The 17,616-nt window shown below is 62.5% G+C and carries 21 protein-coding genes; 10 read left to right on the top strand and 11 right to left on the bottom strand.

Going from position 1 to position 17,616, the window contains the following annotated elements; translation table 11 throughout:
* On the bottom strand, positions 1 to 388 hold a 388-nt coding region (locus Q0072_RS11725; RefSeq protein WP_298330211.1), incomplete at its 3' end, for an outer membrane beta-barrel protein.
* Positions 389 to 713: 325 nt separating this feature from the next.
* On the opposite strand from Q0072_RS11725, the gene Q0072_RS11720 reads away from it, so the two are divergent.
* Complete coding sequence (locus tag Q0072_RS11720; RefSeq protein ID WP_298330208.1) at positions 714 to 1,259, top strand: recombinase family protein; 546 nt, start codon at positions 714 to 716, stop codon at positions 1,257 to 1,259.
* A 76-nt stretch (positions 1,260 to 1,335) separates the two neighbouring features.
* A complete protein-coding gene (locus tag Q0072_RS11715) occupies positions 1,336 to 1,923 on the top strand; it encodes a 2OG-Fe(II) oxygenase (RefSeq protein WP_298330205.1) in 588 nt (195 codons plus the stop codon).
* Between the two features lie 13 nt (positions 1,924 to 1,936).
* Here Q0072_RS11715 and Q0072_RS11710 read toward each other — a convergent pair whose 3' ends face one another.
* Positions 1,937 to 2,845: a cupin domain-containing protein gene (locus tag Q0072_RS11710; RefSeq protein ID WP_298330202.1), complete on the bottom strand. Its 909-nt coding sequence runs from the start codon at positions 2,843 to 2,845 to the stop codon at positions 1,937 to 1,939.
* A 212-nt stretch (positions 2,846 to 3,057) separates the two neighbouring features.
* On the opposite strand from Q0072_RS11710, the gene Q0072_RS11705 reads away from it, so the two are divergent.
* The 3 genes from Q0072_RS11705 to Q0072_RS11695 are packed head-to-tail and all read left to right on the top strand — an operon-like array spanning position 3,058 to position 4,696.
* Positions 3,058 to 3,336 (top strand): PqqD family protein, encoded by a 279-nt coding sequence (locus tag Q0072_RS11705; RefSeq protein WP_298330200.1) that lies wholly within the window; start codon positions 3,058 to 3,060, stop codon positions 3,334 to 3,336.
* Positions 3,333 to 3,791: a lasso peptide biosynthesis B2 protein gene (locus tag Q0072_RS11700; protein ID WP_298330198.1), complete on the top strand. Its 459-nt coding sequence runs from the start codon at positions 3,333 to 3,335 to the stop codon at positions 3,789 to 3,791. Before Q0072_RS11705 ends, Q0072_RS11700 begins: the two co-directional genes overlap by 4 nt.
* Positions 3,791 to 4,696: an HPr kinase/phosphatase C-terminal domain-containing protein gene (locus Q0072_RS11695; protein WP_298330195.1), complete on the top strand. Its 906-nt coding sequence runs from the start codon at positions 3,791 to 3,793 to the stop codon at positions 4,694 to 4,696. The genes Q0072_RS11700 and Q0072_RS11695 overlap by 1 nt, the downstream gene beginning before the upstream one ends.
* Before the next feature lie 13 nt (positions 4,697 to 4,709).
* Here the strand turns inward: Q0072_RS11695 and Q0072_RS11690 are convergent, their stop codons facing one another.
* From Q0072_RS11690 to Q0072_RS11665, 6 genes are all read right to left on the bottom strand, one after another.
* Positions 4,710 to 6,677: an asparagine synthase-related protein gene (locus tag Q0072_RS11690; protein WP_298330192.1), complete on the bottom strand. Its 1,968-nt coding sequence runs from the start codon at positions 6,675 to 6,677 to the stop codon at positions 4,710 to 4,712.
* A gap of 45 nt (positions 6,678 to 6,722) precedes the next feature.
* Entirely contained in the window at positions 6,723 to 6,872 is a 150-nt protein-coding gene (locus Q0072_RS11685) for a hypothetical protein (protein ID WP_298330190.1), read from the bottom strand.
* 74 nt (positions 6,873 to 6,946) lie between these two features.
* Positions 6,947 to 7,555 (bottom strand): GNAT family N-acetyltransferase, encoded by a 609-nt coding sequence (locus Q0072_RS11680; RefSeq protein ID WP_298330187.1) that lies wholly within the window; start codon positions 7,553 to 7,555, stop codon positions 6,947 to 6,949.
* Complete coding sequence (locus Q0072_RS11675) at positions 7,548 to 8,093, bottom strand: tail fiber protein (RefSeq protein ID WP_298330184.1); 546 nt, start codon at positions 8,091 to 8,093, stop codon at positions 7,548 to 7,550. Before Q0072_RS11675 ends, Q0072_RS11680 begins: the two co-directional genes overlap by 8 nt.
* Positions 8,094 to 8,110: 17 nt before the next feature.
* Positions 8,111 to 8,695 (bottom strand): tail fiber protein, encoded by a 585-nt coding sequence (locus tag Q0072_RS11670; protein WP_298330182.1) that lies wholly within the window; start codon positions 8,693 to 8,695, stop codon positions 8,111 to 8,113.
* Positions 8,696 to 8,721: 26 nt separating this feature from the next.
* Positions 8,722 to 9,264: a tail fiber protein gene (locus tag Q0072_RS11665; RefSeq protein WP_298330179.1), complete on the bottom strand. Its 543-nt coding sequence runs from the start codon at positions 9,262 to 9,264 to the stop codon at positions 8,722 to 8,724.
* Between the two features lie 60 nt (positions 9,265 to 9,324).
* Here Q0072_RS11665 and Q0072_RS11660 point away from each other — a divergent pair, with 60 nt between their 5' ends.
* Both Q0072_RS11660 and Q0072_RS11655 read left to right on the top strand, forming a co-directional pair.
* Complete coding sequence (locus Q0072_RS11660; protein WP_298330176.1) at positions 9,325 to 9,729, top strand: hypothetical protein; 405 nt, start codon at positions 9,325 to 9,327, stop codon at positions 9,727 to 9,729.
* A 235-nt stretch (positions 9,730 to 9,964) separates the two neighbouring features.
* Positions 9,965 to 11,659 (top strand): ABC transporter ATP-binding protein, encoded by a 1,695-nt coding sequence (locus tag Q0072_RS11655; protein WP_298330174.1) that lies wholly within the window; start codon positions 9,965 to 9,967, stop codon positions 11,657 to 11,659.
* Here Q0072_RS11655 and Q0072_RS11650 read toward each other — a convergent pair.
* Together Q0072_RS11650 and Q0072_RS11645 are read right to left on the bottom strand one after the other, a co-directional pair.
* A complete protein-coding gene (locus tag Q0072_RS11650; protein ID WP_298330171.1) occupies positions 11,637 to 12,710 on the bottom strand; it encodes a 50S ribosomal protein L11 methyltransferase in 1,074 nt (357 codons plus the stop codon). The two genes, Q0072_RS11655 and Q0072_RS11650, sit on opposite strands and share 23 nt — an antisense overlap.
* 776 nt (positions 12,711 to 13,486) lie before the next feature.
* Positions 13,487 to 13,699 (bottom strand): type II toxin-antitoxin system CcdA family antitoxin, encoded by a 213-nt coding sequence (locus Q0072_RS11645; RefSeq protein WP_298330169.1) that lies wholly within the window; start codon positions 13,697 to 13,699, stop codon positions 13,487 to 13,489.
* A 161-nt stretch (positions 13,700 to 13,860) separates the two neighbouring features.
* On the opposite strand from Q0072_RS11645, the gene Q0072_RS11640 reads away from it, so the two are divergent.
* Genes Q0072_RS11640 through Q0072_RS11630 form a run of 3 tightly spaced genes read left to right on the top strand, consistent with a single transcriptional unit; the run spans position 13,861 to position 16,780 of the window.
* Positions 13,861 to 14,064, top strand: coding sequence for a hypothetical protein (locus Q0072_RS11640; RefSeq protein ID WP_298330167.1), 204 nt, complete (start codon positions 13,861 to 13,863; stop codon positions 14,062 to 14,064).
* Positions 14,061 to 15,620, top strand: a complete 1,560-nt coding sequence (locus tag Q0072_RS11635; protein WP_298330164.1) for a hypothetical protein — start codon at positions 14,061 to 14,063, stop codon at positions 15,618 to 15,620. Before Q0072_RS11640 ends, Q0072_RS11635 begins: the two co-directional genes overlap by 4 nt.
* Before the next feature lie 14 nt (positions 15,621 to 15,634).
* A complete protein-coding gene (locus Q0072_RS11630) occupies positions 15,635 to 16,780 on the top strand; it encodes a tetratricopeptide repeat protein (protein WP_298330162.1) in 1,146 nt (381 codons plus the stop codon).
* Positions 16,781 to 16,806: 26 nt separating this feature from the next.
* On the opposite strand, the gene Q0072_RS11625 is transcribed toward Q0072_RS11630, so the two are convergent.
* Positions 16,807 to 17,616, bottom strand: an 810-nt coding sequence (locus tag Q0072_RS11625; RefSeq protein WP_298330159.1) for a replication protein RepA, incomplete at its 5' end; no start/stop codon positions are given.

The following is a 17,616-nucleotide window of genomic DNA, read 5'->3' as shown; positions in this document are numbered from 1 at the left end:
GCAGCTTGAAACCGGGAACGATGCGGTAAAACCGGTCACTGCGCACATCGCTGTCCGTGGCGAACACATTGTCGGTCCAGGAAACCTCTGTTTCCAGACTGGGCAGGAAGAGGAATTTGCCCGCCTCAATACCCTTCGCCTGGAATGAATCCGCGACGCGCTTGTCGTCCTGATCACCATTAGGATCGGAACCCGGTTCCTTCTCCTGCGTGATGGGGGCACTGTTATTGCCCTTGGTGGCATTGGCAGCCTGCCTGTCCGTCGCGACCTGGGCATTCGCCGGCATCCAGGTTGCCAGGGCCGACCCAGCAGCCATCAAGGACAGCAACGTCCAGAACAAACCGGAATGACGCCTTCCACCCGAAGATACGACAAAATTTCCGGTCATCTAGCTTCCCCTCACTCGATAGCGATCTGCCAATGCGCGGCACAAATCTGAATATGGCTTACCTGTCGTGCCTTATTTACCTTTTGGCATGGCGGAATAACAGACAAAAGTTGTCCTTCGAGGTCACTGTGACATTCATACAACCATCGCGATATGCACATGACTGCGGGAGCCGGAGCCAGCGTCTGTTCTATTAGGGTATACCCTGACAAGACAAAGTCGCGAGACGCCGGGAATCGTCTCAAAAGGGTATGTTTTTGGATTTCGAGACGTTATCCTGTCCTGGTCTAGACCCTAACGGGACAAATACCGGGATCAACCGCCCATGGCCCTCTACGGATATGCCCGCGCCTCCACCCATGATCAGGATGTGACGATCCAGGTGGAAACGCTGACGCGTGCCGGTTGTGCCGTGGTGCGGGCGGAGAAGGCCAGCGGGGCCAGCCGCAGGGGCCGGACGGAACTGGCGCTGCTGCTGGAATTCCTGCGGCCTGGCGACACGCTGCTGGTGACCCGCATCGACCGGCTGGCACGGTCCATCAAGGATTTGCAGGATATCGTAGTGGAACTGCGGGCCAAGGGGGTGGATCTGCGCGCCACCGAACAGCCGATCGACACCAGTACCGCCGCTGGCAAGGCCTTCCTCGACATGCTGGGCGTGTTCGCAGAGTTCGAGACGAACCTGCGGCGTGAGCGCCAGATGGAGGGGATCAGGGCGGCCAAGGCCAAGGGTGTCTATAAGGGCCGCAAGCCCCGCATCGATACCCAGGCAATCAGACGCCTGAAAGCCGAAGGCATGGGAGCTGCCGCCATCGCCCGGCATCTGGGGATCGGCCGGGCCTCGGTCTATCGTCTGCTGGCCGCCGCTTAGAGTGTGATTCGCGCCCGAGAGAGACCAGGATGGATGGCAGGATGATGAACAGGAGGACATGTTAATGAGGGCCGCATTGACAAGATCACCGCACCGGCTTTTCCCAGGCTTCCTGGGCGATGAACTGGCGGCGGCGATCCTGGCACATGCCCTGTCCAATCAGGCGCGGATGAAGCCGACCAAGGTCGGCTTCGGCGACCAGATACGGCGCGATGAGAGCATCCGTTCCTCCATCGTGCTGCCGGACCTGGGGCCCTTTCTGGCCCCGGTCATGGAGCGGGTGGATGCCTGTGAGCCCGAGCTTCTCCATGCCCTCGGCATGCGGCCCTTCACGCGGAGCCATGTCCAGGTTGAGCTGGTGGCCCATGGGGATGGCGGTTTCTACAGACGGCATATCGACACTGCGACAGGCTCTGGTAATCAAAAGCAACCGAGGCGGCTGACCATGGTCTGGTACGCGCATCAGCGGCCCAAGGCCTTTTCAGGGGGGGCCCTGCGACTGCATGCGCTGATGGGGGATGCGTTCACCGATATCGAGCCGGCGCACGACCTGATGGTGGCCTTTCCATCCTGGATGCCGCATGAGGTGATGCCGGTATCGGTGCCGGGCGGGCGGTTAGAGGATTCACGCTTCGCCATGAATATCTGGCTGTGCGGAAGCTGATGGTTGGGAGGCCTTACCGCCTATCTGCCGGCTTTCCGCCGGTGCCCAGCAGGCCGGCACGGAGCGGGCGCTGCTTCTGGGCCAGCCAGGCACGGGTCAGGGCAGTGACGTCCATTTCCTGGACCAACCGGATCAGCGCCTGCTTCAGACAGGCATCCTGCTGGCCCAGATCGGTTTCTCCCTCATAAGCATAAAGCCGCGTGCCCAATCCAGGATCGGTCGTCTCCCATTGTGGCTGGATCATCTTCAGCAGATCGGCGCCGCAGGGGCGCGTGACCAGTGCTCCCAGATGCAGGGATGGCTCCAGCGGGACACATTGATGATACAGGCCTGCCGGCACGAACAGCATGTCGCCGGCCTGCATCACGAACTCATCTGTCACACTATCCGGCACAGGCCGGGTGCGTTTACGCCAGGGCCCCTCAATCGGGGTTCCCAGTATTTTCCAGCGCTTGCGCCCCGCGACCTGCACAATGATCAGGTCCCGGTCATCATAATGGGGAGGCAGGCCACATACCGTGCCGAAGGAGCCGATGGCATCAAGGGAGACGACAGCCCCCAGGGCCTGTTCCAACTTGATGGCCTCCTGCCAGAAATAGTCCGATGAACTGTCCAGACTGTTGAAAATGGCGGTGATACCCTGGGTCAGCAAAGGCCGCAGGGCTGTCCGGTCCAACTGCCCTTTCTGGTCGATCAGACTGAAACGACCGGGTTCGACGGGCCGCCCACTCATGAAAAAACGGAAAAGCTCGGGACGGGTATATTCCCGGTTCAGGAAATCCTCCAGCCACCCCCAGGATATGAGATCTGCACTTTCGGGAAATACGCCCGGCATATGGCAAAGTTGACGCTTGGAGGAGCGCTCATTCCACTCGGATACAGATAGTATCGAAAATATTTTTTCTGAAAAACTGATCATCATATCAACCCTTTATCGGTTTTACATATTTTATCCCGGTTCTTATTATTCTCTCAAAAATGGATTTTCCTGTAAATCCTCATGCAGCGCCCCTGCACACCCTGTGGCGCTCACATGGAAGCGGCTTGGTTCTTTTATGCCATGGCTTTATCCGATAACAATAGGTTGAAGCCCGGTCGGCAGACCGGGGCATGGGTGACTGAAGGTGCTTGGAGATGGTGACAATCGACACCGTAATGGTACGGACCGATCATTGTCTGGCCAGCGAAATCGACGGTGAGCTGGTGATGATGGATGTGGAGAGCGGTCATTACTTCTCTCTGGATGCGATCGGTCACGATATCTGGAACCGGCTTGAACAGCCGGTGCGGGTGGGTGATCTCTGCACGGCCCTGGAACAGGCCTATGCCGCCCCGCTGGACGTGATCACGGCAGATGTCTTGCGTCTTTTGAATAGCTTGGCCAGCGAGGGGCTGGTGAAAGCAGCGGCGTGAACGGGTTCTCTCCTCTGCGCTGGCTGCATGGCCTGCTGTTCCGGCTGGAAGCGGTGCTGGCGCTGTGCATTGCCTGGTTCCTGGTATTCCACGTGCCTTTTCGTCTGGTGGCCCGCCTGTTCGGCGGTGTCTCGGATCCCGGTCCGGCCCTGGCCGGTTTCGATCCGCAGCCTGCACCGGTCCTGGCGCGGGCACGGGGGGTCGGGCATGTCGTCGACGCCATGTCCCTCCGCCTGCCCTGGCACAGCACCTGTCTGGTCCGCTGCGTGGCGGGGCGGATGATGCTGACACGCCGGGGCATTGCCGGGCATATCGTGTTCGGCGTCAATCGGCGCGATGGGGCCCTGACGGCCCATGCCTGGCTGGTGACAGGCGGGGAACCTGTCATTGGCGGGTCGCAAGCCGCCGGCTTCACGCCCAATGCCTGTCTCTATGCCCTGCCAAGGACAGTTTGATGCATCATTACCGGATCAGCGGTTGGACCCTGTCCGCCGAAATGCCGCTGCCCCATCTTTTCCCCTGCTCCGCACCGGAGGCCGGTGCGGTGGCAGACATCACCGTGCGCAAGGGCCCTGTCCAGGCGCCGACCCTGCCGCTGCGGCTGAACCGGGATGGGATTCAGGTGGGCGCCGATGGCCGCACCGTGATCAACGTCCCGGATTATGTGCGTATCGGGCTGGCGGATGGACGCGATATCATGATCGATCCAGGACCGGGTGTGTCCGGGCCCGAAATCCAGACCTGGCTGCTGGGCCCGGGCCTGGGGGTGATCTGCCATCAGCGCGGGGTGGTCCCCCTGCATGCCTGTGCCATCCGGACCGGCAATGGCGGGCTGGCCATTGTTGGCAACAGCGGGGCCGGCAAGTCCACCACGGCCACGGCCCTGGTTCAGCGCGGACACCGGCTGCTGGGGGATGATGTGCTGGTCGTCGATCCGGATACGGGTATGGCACAGCCCTGCTTTCCCATGGTCAAACTGTGGGACAGCAGCCGCAGCGCCCTGGAAATCGGCCAGGAGGGGCAACAGCCCGTGGCACGCAAGGCCGGAAAATGGCATGTGCCGATGCTGGCCGCCTTTGATCCCGTCCCCTGCCCTCTCTCTGCCATCGTGTATTTGCGGGCCGACCCGGCGGCGCAGCGACCTGTCCTGACCCGCTGGCCCCGGCCGCATGCGGCGGCGGTCCTGGACGCCATGACCTACCGGGCCTATCTGGCCGATGCCCTGCATGGACGCCGGCATGTCCTGTCGACGGCGGCGCGGCTGGCGGCGCGCGTCCCCGTCTGGGAACTGGTCCGCACAACCGATTTCAAGGACCTGGACGAAATGCTGGACATGCTGGAGCGGTTGGCCGGCGATTGAGGGGCGGGAAACATCACCCGTTGCCACCTTCCACCATGCGGATGAAGCGCCCCACGGACAGGCCGCGCAGCAGGGCCTGACGATAGGCCATGTCGCCGTCCGGGCTTGTGAACCGTTCCGCCGCTATCTGGTCGGGCGGGGTCGCCGGGTCAGGCAGATCGGCCACCAGCCGGCACAGCCGGTCCAGATCGAGAACGCGCGACGCCAGGGGGGATGACCGAAGCTGCGCCAGCTCTGCCGCTATGCCGTCACGGCTGACCACCATCTTTTCATACCAGTCCGCAGCCTGCACGCCCCGTATCCGGCGGTTCAGCATGCTGTCGGGCAGCAAACCGGCCATGGCATCGCGCAACATCGACGCGCGCCTTCCATCGCGGATGAAAAAACCTTCGGGGATCGTCAGGCAGAAATCCACCAGCCGGCGGTCGACGGTTGGATCGCGGATATCAAGGCCATGTTCAGCCAGACTGGCATGGTGGTAAACGCCTGGATCGGCAAGACGCAGCGTGAACAGACGCCCTGCCCGGCTATCATTGAACCGGCGGACGTAAGACAGGTTCAGACCCCGAGCCACCGCCAGCCCGTCCATATCCATGGCAGAAGCGAAGGCCGGCGACAGGGCCGTATAGGCGAAAACACCAGGTCCTTTGCGGTGCCGCAGCCGGCGGATCCAATCCGGCAGCGAGGGGCCAAGGGCGAGGGCGGCCAGCATGCGCCACCCGACCCCTTCCCGCCTCATCCCCCGCGCCAGCGCGGCCAATTGCCACCAGCGGCCCTGCCGGAACAACCGGGCCAGATGGGGCTGGCCATGGAAACTGACTGTCAGATTGCCCATGGCACCGGTCAGCAGCACCTTGATGCCGCTGCGGGCCGCGGTCTCTTCGATGACCCGCGCCCAGCCCAGATTGCAGATATTGAAGAACGGTGTCTCCAGATAGGGCAATGTCCGTTCCAGGTCCCGCAGCGGGCCGTCCGGGCCCGCGCGGATGATGCGGTGATCGATATTGCTGAAACGGCGGGCCACGTCGCCGGCCACCCCGGATTCATCGATCACACGGGCAGCGGGGTAAGGGCCGGTGAAGCCGTCGCGCGGTGCCCCCGTGAAAGCCGTCAGGCCTTTTGACTGGGCCAACAGCTCACGGGCGGCCAGGGCCGTGACGGAGGCGCTGTCATACCCGGCGCTGAGATGGCTGCCGATACCAGCGCCGGGCCGCACGCGCAGACAGGCGCGCACAGCCTGGGTGTAAAGCCGACCGAATTCCTCCACATACTCCCGGTAATCCCCCGGCCGGTCCGGTTCCTTGAACGCGCCTGGCCAATATTGCACCAGCCGCCGCCGATCCCCCTGAACCAACAGATAATGGCCCGGTGGCACCCGTGACAGGTCACGGTAGAAGGTCCGCGTTCCTTCCTGCGGAAGCAAGGCCACATAAGCGCCCAGCTCAACCGCGTCCAGGGTATTGGAAAATTCGCCCAAGGCGAACAGCCCTTTTGGCATGGACGCAAAAGCGAACAGGCCGGGCCGGTGGGCAAAGAACAGGGGCCGGCCACCATAATGATCACGGGCCAGCAGCAGACGCTGTTCCCGGTCATCCCACAGGGCAAAAGCGAAATCGCCGCTCAGCCGGCCCACACAGTCAGGCCCCCAGCGGCGGTAGGCGGCCAGGATCAGGGCCGCATCGGAACATCGCTCCGCCTCCCCCGCCGCCCAGCCGAAGCCAGACGCCAGTTCGGCGGCATTGTCGATGCGGGCATCCGCCACCACACAGATACGCCGCTCCCCATCCCACAGGGGCTGGTGATCGATCATATCAGAAGGGGTGATGTGGGATTGCCGGCAGGTCAGGGCCAGACCGGCGGCGATATCACTGGTTCCGGCCCGGTCCGGGCCATAGGCGGCAAGCGCCGCCCCCATGCGCCCGATCCGGTCGGTGATATGATCCGCACCATCATGCTGCCAGAGGCCGGCAATGGCCGTCATGGACGTTTCCTCTCCGCTGTGCGGAGGGGGAGAACCATCACCGGATCAGGATGCACCCACTCCCCAGTTACCATCGGGAGACGGAGTACCGGAATAGTCCTGCTGCGTCCCGGCATTGATATCCAGACGCAGCAATTCCGGGGCCTTCCATTCGGCCTTGGACTGGTGATCCGGCTGGGTGCTTGTATTGTCCATGATGGGCCCGTCGGAAGTTTGAAGGCTTGTCGGCCACATACCAAAGGCTGCGGCGTGCAGAAAAAGTTCGCTGATTATGGCAAGCCGGCGATGATACCGTCAAGATCATTCACGGCTGGCGGTTCGGGGCGGCCCTTGCTTTGCCCTGCTGTCCAGGTGAAATGATCATGGGTGGCCCCTGTCGCGGCCAGGGTGAAGCCCAGCCGGCGGTAAAGGGCGGCGGCCCCGTCATTGCCGCGCTGGACATGCAGGGATAGGGGCTTTTCCTCTTCCTGCGCCCGGTCCTGCAGCGCCCGCAGGATACCGGTCCCGATCCCACGCCCCTGGAAGGCCGGCAACAGCGCGATATCGATCAGATGCAGCGATGGTCCCGTCAGGTCGATATAAAGCCGGCCAGCCGGTTCCCGTCGCTGCTCCAGCACCAGGAACCAGGCACCGGGATAGCGGCTTGTATAATCCAGATGCTGCGCCTCGAACTGCGCGCGGCAGAAATCCCGTCGCACCGTCTCCGGCCAGTTCAGGGCATCAAGCTCCCTTTCCCGCCCCACCCGGTACAGGTGGCGCAGGAAAGGCAGGTCCGTGGTCCGTGCCGGGCGCACATGCAGCCCCGGCACCACAAGGGCAGCCCCGGAGGGCTGCCCTTTGGGAAAACCCAATATAACCGCCATGGATGTATCAGCCATCCAGGTTGGGATATTCCCCGTCCCAGGCAATGCAAGCATTGAGAACAAGATAGGGCTGACGGTTTTCATGCGCAGCCCCAGTCCCATAGGTGGCCCCCAGGGCCAGAGGGCTGAAGGTGGTGGGATTGGTGCTGGTGGCCGGGCCGGAGAAGAACTGGTTGGGGGTGACCGGTCCCAACATGGCACCGGCCGTAGCCACACCCGTGGTGGAGGCCGCAGCAGCGACTGACAGGGTATGGGTATGATTGGGCAGATAGTTGGTGTTGGTACCAAGCGCCACCGCATCCGCCCCAAAGACCCCGGCTAGGTCCCAGACATGAGAAGCGCCATTAACGGCACCCACACCGACGGGCACACGGCCACGCAGGTCGGGGATGCCGAAAGTGGTCTTGCCATCACCGCCATACACATTCCCGATCAGGGAATAAAGCGCCTGATAACTCTGAATCGACTGGAGGAGCCCATTGCATGGCAACCAGCCATAAGGGGCCCAGTTCCAGGGGAAAAAGCAGATCTGTCCGATGAAAGGTGTGCTCATGATTACTTTCCCCCTGCTCAGTTCCGTGTCGGATAGAGGCCGCCAATGACGCAGATGATGTACCGCAGGCCCAGCCCGGCCATGATATTCGGATGGGGCAGACCGGCACCTACCGACGTGATTGTCGTGGAGGCCATGGCAACCAATGTGGGCGCCGGTGTCGGAACCGGCGACACATAGCGCTTGTAGGTGCCGTTGCTGTTGCTGCCATAAACAAGGGTAGGGCCGGGTTCCTGGGACATGTTCGTTCCCGTGGAAGCGTTGAACGCATGATCATGGGGCGGAATCATCGCGTCCGTCAGCGCCACCATTTCACTGCCGCCGCTTTGCCCCATGGCGCGGGGGGTCAGGGCCGGGCCGCCGGGAGGCGTGGTGTTCGGGGTGGTCACGCCCGTCCCCTGATCGACCAGCACACGACCGTTCAGGTTCGGCAACCCAAAGTTCGTGACACCATCACCGCCATAGGTGGTGCCAATCAGGGAGAAAAGTTCCTGATACTGCTGAACATTCACCATCGTGCCATTACAGAACATCCAGCCTGTGGGCGGATAGGCCCTGAAATAGGGAACAAGACGGATTTCACCGATGAAAGCGTCACTCATGATGTTTGCTCCTTCTGCGCCGTGGATCAGGGACGCTGAGGGTAATAGCCGGTGATCGCGATAATGGCGTTGGCCACCTGGAAGGGCTGCATGTTGGGATGCGCGCCGCCGCCGCCAACATCGGAAATGTTGAGCGCATTGAGGGTGACCAGCGTCGCCGCAGGCGCATACATGGTGGTGGCAACCGATCCCGGGGCCGTATTTGCCACCGTCTTGGCCGGAATATTATTCGGGAAGGGGGTCGTGCCTGCATTCTTGGTCGCGTTGATCACATGGGAATGGGCCGGCAGCTGCGCTGCCGTCAGGACCACCCCTTCCGCCCCGCCATACTGACCTGTCTGGTAGACGGCACCGGAAACCGGGGACACCCCCTGGCCCATGACCACGCGGCCGCGCAGGTCCGGCAGCTTGAACGTCGTCTTGGCATCGCCGCCATAGGTGGTGGTGATCAGCGAATAGAGTGCTGCATTCTGCTGGACGTTCATCGTCGCGCCGTCGCAAAGGGCATAGCCCGTCGGCGCAAATCCGAACGCACCGAACAAAATCTGTCCGACATAAGGTTCTGACATGGGACCCTCCCGATCCTTTTCCATCTGGGATAAACGGAATAACGAATACAGGCCGGCGAGATGGCTTACCGTACCGGTTGCGGCCTAATCAAACAGGGCGTGATAAATGACACCCTCGGTATCTGCGCCCACCGCCGTGATGAAAATCTCCATGGGCTCAAAGCTGAAAGTCGTCATTCTGTACAGTCCCTGCGGCAGAATGACTTTCAATGGACACCGAAAGACAAGTGTAAATGGGTTCTCGCGGAAATAATGATTGCGATTGCTCGTCTTTGTTGCAACCTGAAGCAAATGCAGGTCAACCTGTATATCCGCGCGTTGGGCTGTAAACGTGCTGTTAACAAAGGGCGTGAAATGTGTGTACTCAACCCTTTGCATTCTTTTCTCCCCGCCTATGCGATCGGCATGAAGAGTACTATGACCATATTTAATAAATCAATGGTTTTATCCCAAGGGCAACCTTAAATAATCACATTCTGTAATATGCCGTCGTATCGGTCGCATTCTGATGGTTTCGGTTGGTCCTGGGACTATATCAGCCAATCCCCTGAATGGAACTGGGCATATCCAGCCGACAGGCCCCTTGTCACGGGTGCGTCTGACGATATCCACCGGCCTGCGGGCGACCTTTGGGATAAGGGGCTGGTATTGCCCCACCGCCTGAGGTCATGATCCCGGCCTGCGCCTGTTCCTGGAAGCCATGCAACTCGCTACCGCAATCCCCACCACCACGATCCGCCGTCTGCTGAATATGCTGACTGCCTCTTACGGGCGGCGGCTGATGCTGACACTGGGCCTGGGGCTGTCTGCGTCTCTGGCGGAAGGGGCGGGGCTGCTGCTGCTGGTACCGGTGCTGGAACGGGTCGGACTGGGGAATGGCGGTTCGCACGCGCCCGGTTCCCTGCTGTGGGGATTGGGGCTTTATCTGCTGCTGGTCCTGGCGGCCGCCGGCGTGACGGCGGCCCGCGCCATCGTCAGCAACCATGAGCGCAACCATTTCATTGATGGCCTGCGCGGCGATCTGCACAAGGCGCTGTTGCACGTTTCCTGGCCGGTGTTCCAGTCTCTGCGCGCCGCGGATGTGAAGCAGATACTGATGATTGAGGTGAACCGTCTGGGCATGTGCCATGACGCGGTGGTCAATCTCGGGGTCGCCGCACTGACCTTGCCGGTGCTGCTGGGGGCCGCCTTGCTGCTGTCGCCGCCGCTGACGCTGGTGACCCTGGCGGCCTCGCTGCTGGCACTGCTGCTGATCCGGCGCATCGGGCGCAGTGGCTTTGATATCGGGATGCGCGCAGGCCGGGCACAGCAGGCCATGTTGGCCGATCTGACGGATGATCTGGCCGGGCTGCGCGTGATCAAGGGGCTGGGGGCTGAACAGCGGCGGCAGGAGGCTCTGGTCCGCCGCTTCATCGATCTGCGCCAGCTCCAGGCCCGGCACGCAGCAATCCTGGCCTATGAACAGGCGGCCTTGATGCTGACCGCGGCAGGACTGGCGGCGCTGGCGGTAGCTACGGCGACGCTTTGGCTGGAGCAGCCCTTGAGCGAGGCCCTGGTGGTGATCCTGGCCTTTGCCCGTCTGGCCCAGCGGGGGCTGGGCAGCCTGCGGGTCTGGCGGCAGCTTGAAACCGGTTTGCCCGCCATCAGCCTATACACGCAGATGTATGACCGGCTGCGTGCCGGGGCTGAACCGCAGACGGGTCTCGATCTGCCTGCCTTCACCCGGGAAATGCTGTTGTGCGGGGTCAGCCTGCGCATGCCGGACGGGCGCATGGCCCTGGACGGGCTTGACCTGGTGTTGCAAGCCAACATTCTGCTGGCCGTGACCGGCCCGTCAGGTGCTGGTAAGTCCAGTCTGACCGATCTGGTGTCAGGACTGACAGTCCCGACCACCGGTACGATATCGGTGGATGGGACCATCCTGACGCCTGATCTGCTGCCCGCCTGGCGCCGTCAGGTGGCGGTGGTGCCCCAGGACCCGTTCCTGTTCCATGACACGATCCGCGCCAACCTGCTGCTGGCCGCCCCCACCGCAACGGAGGCCGACCTCTGGACTGCCCTGGAGGACGCCGCAGCCGCCGATTTCGTCCGTACCCTGCCCCAGGGCCTGGACACGATTGTCGGCGACCGCGGCGGGGCCGTCTCCGGTGGGGAGCGTCAACGTTTGGCCATCGCCCGCGCCCTGCTCCGCCATCCCCGCCTGCTGATCCTGGATGAGGCGACTTCCGCTCTGGATGGCGGATCGGAAGCGCTGGTCCTGGAGACACTCAACCGGCTGCGGGGCCAGGTGACCGTCCTGGCCGTTACCCACCGCGAGGCCACCCGCCGGGCTGCTGATCAGGTGCTGGAACTGGATGCCGGGCGGGTCCGGGTCAATCTGCCAGCCAGATTGTGACCTTGCTGTCGGTGCGACGGCCCGCGATGCGCCTGTTCTCCCCCGCCGTCAAGGCAAGCGGGGTGTTCAGCGGCCAGGACATCGCCGCCCAGCAGGACTTTCGGCCCGGTCCGGGCTTCGCCTCATAAACGCTCCCCTCCACCCCTGACCGGTCCAAGGTCAGGCGGATCCACTGGATAATGCTGTTGGCCGTTCCGCCGGCCTGGACCGTCACATCGACATCGGCCAGGTTTCCTGGCCAGCTGCCGGGCTTGTCGAAGGCGAATTCGAACAGCGGGACCGGCTGGGTCAGAAGATGGAGACCGGGCGTCCCCACGGGCACTTTGTACGATGCCGATGCCAGGATGTTGAAGGCGGAAAGGTCGAAACCCTCATGCATGCCCATGCGCCGATGAACCAGGGTCGGATCATGGCCCAGGGCCACCATGATGGCCCCATCGCCCGGAATGACATGACCGCTGGGCTGCAGCAGGCGGGGTACGGCATCACGGTGGGTCAGCAGCGTCTCCTCTGCCAGCAGCGTATTATCCACGATCTCGGAGACGATCACATCGGCAGGCCGCTCCAGATCCGACCCCAGGATCAGGTCGGTGGATTTCTTTGAAATGATGCGTAGCCGGTCAGCGACCCCGTTGGCCCTGGCGATTACCGCCGCCATTCGGGCCGTCGATGGGTTCATCTCACAGGACACGACATGTCCTGCCCCTGCCCGCAGCGCCAGCAGTCCCAGAAGACCGGTGCCGGCCCCAATATCCAGCACCAGACTGTCGGATCGCACCACCCGGCGCAATGCCGTCTCATAGGCCGCGTTGCGCGCTTTGTCGCGCACCAGGTCCCAGTGCCATCCCGGCACCCCGGCATTCAGCACAAAACGGGCAAGCGCGCGGTCGCGGTTGCCACAATCGGGATGTTCATGGGCCGCCAGGGCAAGCGTGAAGGCCTCTACCCCTTTGCCTTTATCAAGCAACACGTGAGCAAAGGTCGCCCAGACATCCGGCCCCTTGCCGCGTAACATAGGCCAAGCATCGAGAATGTATTCCAGTTCCGTCATGGCATCACAGCCCCGATATCGACTTTCAATCCAGTCCTGACGCAGAAAGCATTCAGGCCAACCAGTTGCAAGAGATTGATTTTTCCCTCCCACAGATGGCTGGAGCTGTGTCGTATTGATATCGAGCTGGCGAGCTAGCGTGACACGATCTAGCTTTTGCAGGAACAAGGCCGAAATGGGCTCGGCGGGCCGAGGCGATGGGCGTAGAGCTTCCGAAGGCTGCCAGTGCGGTGGAAAACCTGGCCCGCTGGGTACCGCAGATTGCCGTGGCTCTTGTCGCCGAAGAGAGAATTCGCTGAGCGCAGGGGGAACTGATATCAAGGAGGGATTGATAGCTTGTTGATATCATAAATCTCTTCACCCAGAGATCATCCCCTCCCATTCGATACGCTCCGCCCCTACCGGGGGACCGGGAAACTGCTCTTCATGCTGATTATCTGGCGTCATCCCGGCGACGAATTCTTCCAGCGTATCGCGCTGCCGGCTCCGAGGCTCCGTTCTATCCCTATTGATCGGCATCCTGCCCTCCGGGTTCGTCCGCTATCCGCGTACAGGAAACGTCAGATACTTGCCGCTTTCCAGTCCCTGAAACGCTGGAAAGCGGCTTCAGAGGATGTGCTGCGGTCCCCATCGCTTCGATGGGTGGAGAGGCACCATGAGCGGAATCTCTACTTGATATCAGTATCCGGTCAACAGCATGTCCAGCAGGTTGGCCTGTACATCAAGAAGGTAACCGGGCCGCTGCCCCGGCATGGCATAGACGTCGAAACGCACTATCAGAACTGGCTGTATTCGGCCAGGGGCAGCCCCTTTTCCTCGACATGGGCGTTCCAGGCATCCATGGCCGCCTTCATTTCCGAAACAGCGACCGTCAGACCCCGCTCACAGGCCTGCGACAGGTTGATGTTGAGTTGGCGCGCCTCGCGCAGCAGCGCTTCCGGCAAGGTCACATTGGTGCGCTGACGCACACCTGCCGTCTCTCGCGTCATGCAGGCCTTCCTGGTCGATATCCATCAGAGACGCGCATATCCCATACACACGTCAATGCAGCTCCATTCAGGACTGGCCCTTTCCCCCCGCCCTGTTCCATGATCAGGCCTGCCATCCACCCGGAGCCTTTCGCGCGATGATTGACCAGAACGGCCAGCCTGTGACCAAGCAAGCCCTGAAAACCTATATGGCCACCTATAATGCCGGGGTACGCGGGTCGAAGGAATTTGGTTCCCTGCCCCGCGCCCTGATCACCATTTGCGATAATCTGGCGCTCGGCAAGACCACCTATGTCAAATGCGTGGAAGGGCAGGTGCAGCTGTCGCGGCGCAAGGACGGCACGGTCGCCGGCAATGGCCTGTGAGCGTCACCCGCTTCGCCTTCTTCAATCCTGACGGCCTGCCGCTTCCCGCCGGCTGGGACGGGCAGACCTGTGCCCTGTCGCGGGACCTGACGGCCCTGGCCCCCGATCTGGTTATCGCCGCTGATGCCGCGCTGGGTAAACGTACGGGCCATCCCTGGCTGGGCTGGCTGCGCGATGATCCCGACCGGCTGCGCCATGACCGCCGGCGGCTGGATTGCGTGCTCTCCCATGATGGTTTCATCGTGGAGAATCCGGCCCAGGCGCAGTTCCTGACCGACACGCTGTCCGCTACAGGCCGGCCTGCCCATATCCTGACCGTCGCGGATCTGGCGCCTGGGCCGCTGTCCGCCATGCTGGGCGAGATCAGGGCAGCCGCCGGCTTCACGCCCACCGTTCCTGCGACGAGTGTTGATTACATTGTACGCGTCGGTGGGCGCGATATCGGTTTCGTGCGCCGCTGCCTGGACAGCCTGGCGGCCCAGACATCCGGCGGCATTGGCGTCATCCTGGTCCGCTACGCCCCGGTACTGGGGCTTGAGGCGGAGATGGAGCGGCAGCGCCCGCATTTCCGCCGCCTCGACCTGATCGACATCACATCCCCCCCCATTGGCCCGACGACGCGCAGCGCCTGCCTGTGGGCCGGCTTGCGGTCGGTGGAGGCCGACCTGTTCGGCATGCTGGATGATGATGACGCGCTGCATCCCAATCATGTCGCCAGTCTGACCCCCCTTGCCCTGTCCGGATCGATTGCCATCGCCGGTTCGGTACAGGTCTGGGATGATGCAGCGGGGGCCTTCCCTCCCGCTGATCCAGCCTTTGAACATCGCGCCTTCCACACTCTTCCTCCCCCTGACCGCAGCGCCTTCATGGCCTGGAACCTGGCGGTCCATTCCAGCGCCTTCATGGCCCCTGCCGATCTTCTGCCGGTCCTGGGGCCTGATCCCGGTCTGGATTTCGCTGAGGATAGCTATCTTCTGCGCCGTCTGGCGCGTGTGGCTCCGTTCGCTTCTTCCTGGCGGGTGACGACCGATTTTCATTGGCGTCGGGGTCAAGCCGACAATACAGCCTTTCACGGCAGCCATCGTGGCGAGGCCATGGCACGCATTGCCGATCGGGAACGCCTGGACCCGGTGGTCGCAAGCCTGCGCGCCACCACCATCGCGTCCGACCTTTCCCTGTCTCCGGCTTGGGGGCAACCTGCCGACCGGCCTGACCTGCCACGCCTGACCGGCCCTGCCGATTTCCATGCCCTGCCGACGGGTTGCCCGCTCTATGTCTATGGCAGCGGTCGGGGTGGACGCATTGTGCTGGGGGAACTGTCCAAACATGCCCACCTGCAGGTGACAGCCCTGCTGGACAGCCACAGCACCGGAACGGCCCTCGGCCTGCCTTTGCTGCGGCCCGCCGATCTGCCGGCCGATCATCTGCGTGAAGGCATCTTCATCATCGCCAGTGAGTATCTCTCGGCAATGACGGCGACTTTACGCGTGGTGGGCGCTGTGCATATCCATGACGCCACCCCCCATATCCGCCTCTATACGGCGCTGCCGGCTTGAAGGAGACACGTCTCATGGACCTGGACAGCGCTCTGTCACGCGCCTATGCCGCCCTTGCCGCTGGTAACCGTCTGACGGAGGCGATGGCACTGTTCCGTCAAGCCCTGGAACTTGAACCCGACAATCCACGCGCCTTGATTGGCCATGCCATCACTTTGCGGGGTAATGCCGCACCCAGTCAGGCAGAAGCCATTCTGCGCGGGCTTTTGGACCGTGAACCCGACAATGCCGATGCTTGGGCACAGTTGGGAACCACCCTCCGCCTCTTGAACCGGTTCCCTGAATCCGGTGATGCCCTGGAAAAAGCTTTGGAATTGGTGCCGGGGCATGAGTATGCCCAGGCTAACCTGGAATATCTGGCCCGGTTCTGGCGGCGCGGCGATGTCGTACAGATGGATTTCCCCCCACGTCCGCGCGTGCGCCATGGCTATGGCAAGCCGGCCCATGCCCGGCTTGCCGCTTTGCTGGCGCAAGGCGACTATCGGCCTGCTGCCCAGGCATTGGCAGAACTTGTCCCCGATTTTGCCGCCATCGCCAGCAGCGCCGATCCCGCCCGCCCGGATCAGCCCTGGTGGGATAGTATCTGGATGCCGCGGCTGGATGCAGGCATGCTGTGTGCCATGCTGGCCCGCCATCGCCCCGCCCGGCTCCTGGAAATAGGGTCGGGCATGTCCACCCGTTTTGCCCGCTGGGCCATCACCCGTTTCGCAACCGGCACCCACCTGCACAGCATTGACCCCGAACCCAGGGTCGAGATTGACGCGCTGTGCGATCAGATCACCCGCTGTGGCCTGGAAGAGGCAGATATCGCCCTTTTCACCAGCCTGAAGGCTGGCGACATCCTGTTCTTCGATGGCTCACACCGATCCTTCCAGAATAGCGATGTCACGGTTTTCTTCACGGAAATCCTGCCGGAGCTGGCGCCGGGCGTCATCGTGCATATCCACGATATCTTCTTGCCCTACGACTATCCGCCCGACTGGCTGGGCCGGCTTTATAATGAGCAATATCTGCTGGCAGCCATGTTGCTGGCCGGCCAGACCCGCTACGACATTCTCTGGCCCGGCGCCTTTACCGCTGATCTGCCAGCCGTCAATGATCTGCTGCCGGCACCGTTTCACAATGGTCGCGGCGGTTCCTTCTGGATGCTGGTACGCTGAAGACAGGGGCGCGAGTAGAGTCCCGACTATCCGCCAAGCTTACTGATCGGCGGGGCCGACGGGTACAGCATCAGCCCATCATCCTCCAGCGTCACATGCGCCTGCGGATAGGCGGCGAGCGCCAGCTTCAATTGCGGGATCATGAAGCGCTTGAAGTCGCGGATGCGGGCATATTCGGCCCCATGCTGGGCATGTAGGGCCTGCCAGGAAATCGTGGTCGGCTTGGTCAGGCTGCGCAGCCGATAGGACAGCCAGACATAGAGATCCAGCGCCAGACTGCTGGCCCCGATGGCCCGGATAGCCTGTTCCAGCAGCGGGATCGGGTATTTGCGCAGGTTGTCGTAGAAATCTTCCGACAGCACGATGTGCTCTTCCCAGAGCGCACCCTGCGTATCGTCCGTCATCCGCACGCCCAGCTGGCCGCCTTTGATGATGGTCTGCCGCATGAAGCCGGGCGCGCTGTCGGGCGTCTGCTGCCAGCTGAACATGACGGTCGATGCCGCGATCCGGCGCAATTGTTCACTGACCGACTGCCGTGTCTTGCCGCCGGGTGCCACGCCGATCCGTTCCAGAAAGGCGTTCATGGTCCGGCCAACCTCAACCTCGCGGCTGCCCGTCCGGATGGCCTGGGTCTGCAGGTAAAGCATCACCAGCCGTGCATGCGCCCCGAACGGTACGCCGACCTTCACCACCTCGCTGCGCGTCTTGCCGGGCAAATGGCCGGGACTGATGGTCAGGGTGACCTGACCCATTTCGCGTTGCCAGACAGCATCGTCTGGTACGCGCTTATGCGGCAGGGCGGTGAATGCCCAGCCCGTATAAGCCCAGCCCAAATC

This window comes from Asticcacaulis sp. (genome assembly GCF_027484505.1).
Taxonomy (GTDB): domain Bacteria; phylum Pseudomonadota; class Alphaproteobacteria; order Caulobacterales; family Caulobacteraceae; genus Asticcacaulis.
The sequence above is the reverse complement of the archived record's forward strand: the minus strand, read 5'-3'. Positions and strand labels throughout refer to the sequence as shown.

Excerpts from the sequence above, each read along its gene's own strand:
- Q0072_RS11690 (WP_298330192.1), bottom strand. The coding sequence starts at position 6,677 with ATGACGGCCATTGCCGGCCTCTGGCAGCATGATGGTGCGGATCATATC.
- Q0072_RS11630 (WP_298330162.1), top strand. The coding sequence starts at position 15,635 with ATGGACCTGGACAGCGCTCTGTCACGCGCCTATGCCGCCCTTGCCGCT.
- Q0072_RS11660 (WP_298330176.1), top strand. The coding sequence starts at position 9,325 with ATGGCTTACCGTACCGGTTGCGGCCTAATCAAACAGGGCGTGATAAAT.
- Q0072_RS11710 (WP_298330202.1), bottom strand. The coding sequence starts at position 2,845 with ATGATGATCAGTTTTTCAGAAAAAATATTTTCGATACTATCTGTATCC.
- Q0072_RS11645 (WP_298330169.1), bottom strand. The coding sequence starts at position 13,699 with ATGACGCGAGAGACGGCAGGTGTGCGTCAGCGCACCAATGTGACCTTG.
- Q0072_RS11685 (WP_298330190.1), bottom strand. The coding sequence starts at position 6,872 with ATGGACAATACAAGCACCCAGCCGGATCACCAGTCCAAGGCCGAATGG.
- Q0072_RS11680 (WP_298330187.1), bottom strand. The coding sequence starts at position 7,555 with ATGGCTGATACATCCATGGCGGTTATATTGGGTTTTCCCAAAGGGCAG.
- Q0072_RS11670 (WP_298330182.1), bottom strand. The coding sequence starts at position 8,695 with ATGAGTGACGCTTTCATCGGTGAAATCCGTCTTGTTCCCTATTTCAGG.
- Q0072_RS11665 (WP_298330179.1), bottom strand. The coding sequence starts at position 9,264 with ATGTCAGAACCTTATGTCGGACAGATTTTGTTCGGTGCGTTCGGATTT.
- Q0072_RS11655 (WP_298330174.1), top strand. The coding sequence starts at position 9,965 with ATGCAACTCGCTACCGCAATCCCCACCACCACGATCCGCCGTCTGCTG.
- Q0072_RS11705 (WP_298330200.1), top strand. The coding sequence starts at position 3,058 with ATGGTGACAATCGACACCGTAATGGTACGGACCGATCATTGTCTGGCC.
- Q0072_RS11720 (WP_298330208.1), top strand. The coding sequence starts at position 714 with ATGGCCCTCTACGGATATGCCCGCGCCTCCACCCATGATCAGGATGTG.
- Q0072_RS11675 (WP_298330184.1), bottom strand. The coding sequence starts at position 8,093 with ATGAGCACACCTTTCATCGGACAGATCTGCTTTTTCCCCTGGAACTGG.
- Q0072_RS11695 (WP_298330195.1), top strand. The coding sequence starts at position 3,791 with ATGCATCATTACCGGATCAGCGGTTGGACCCTGTCCGCCGAAATGCCG.
- Q0072_RS11650 (WP_298330171.1), bottom strand. The coding sequence starts at position 12,710 with ATGACGGAACTGGAATACATTCTCGATGCTTGGCCTATGTTACGCGGC.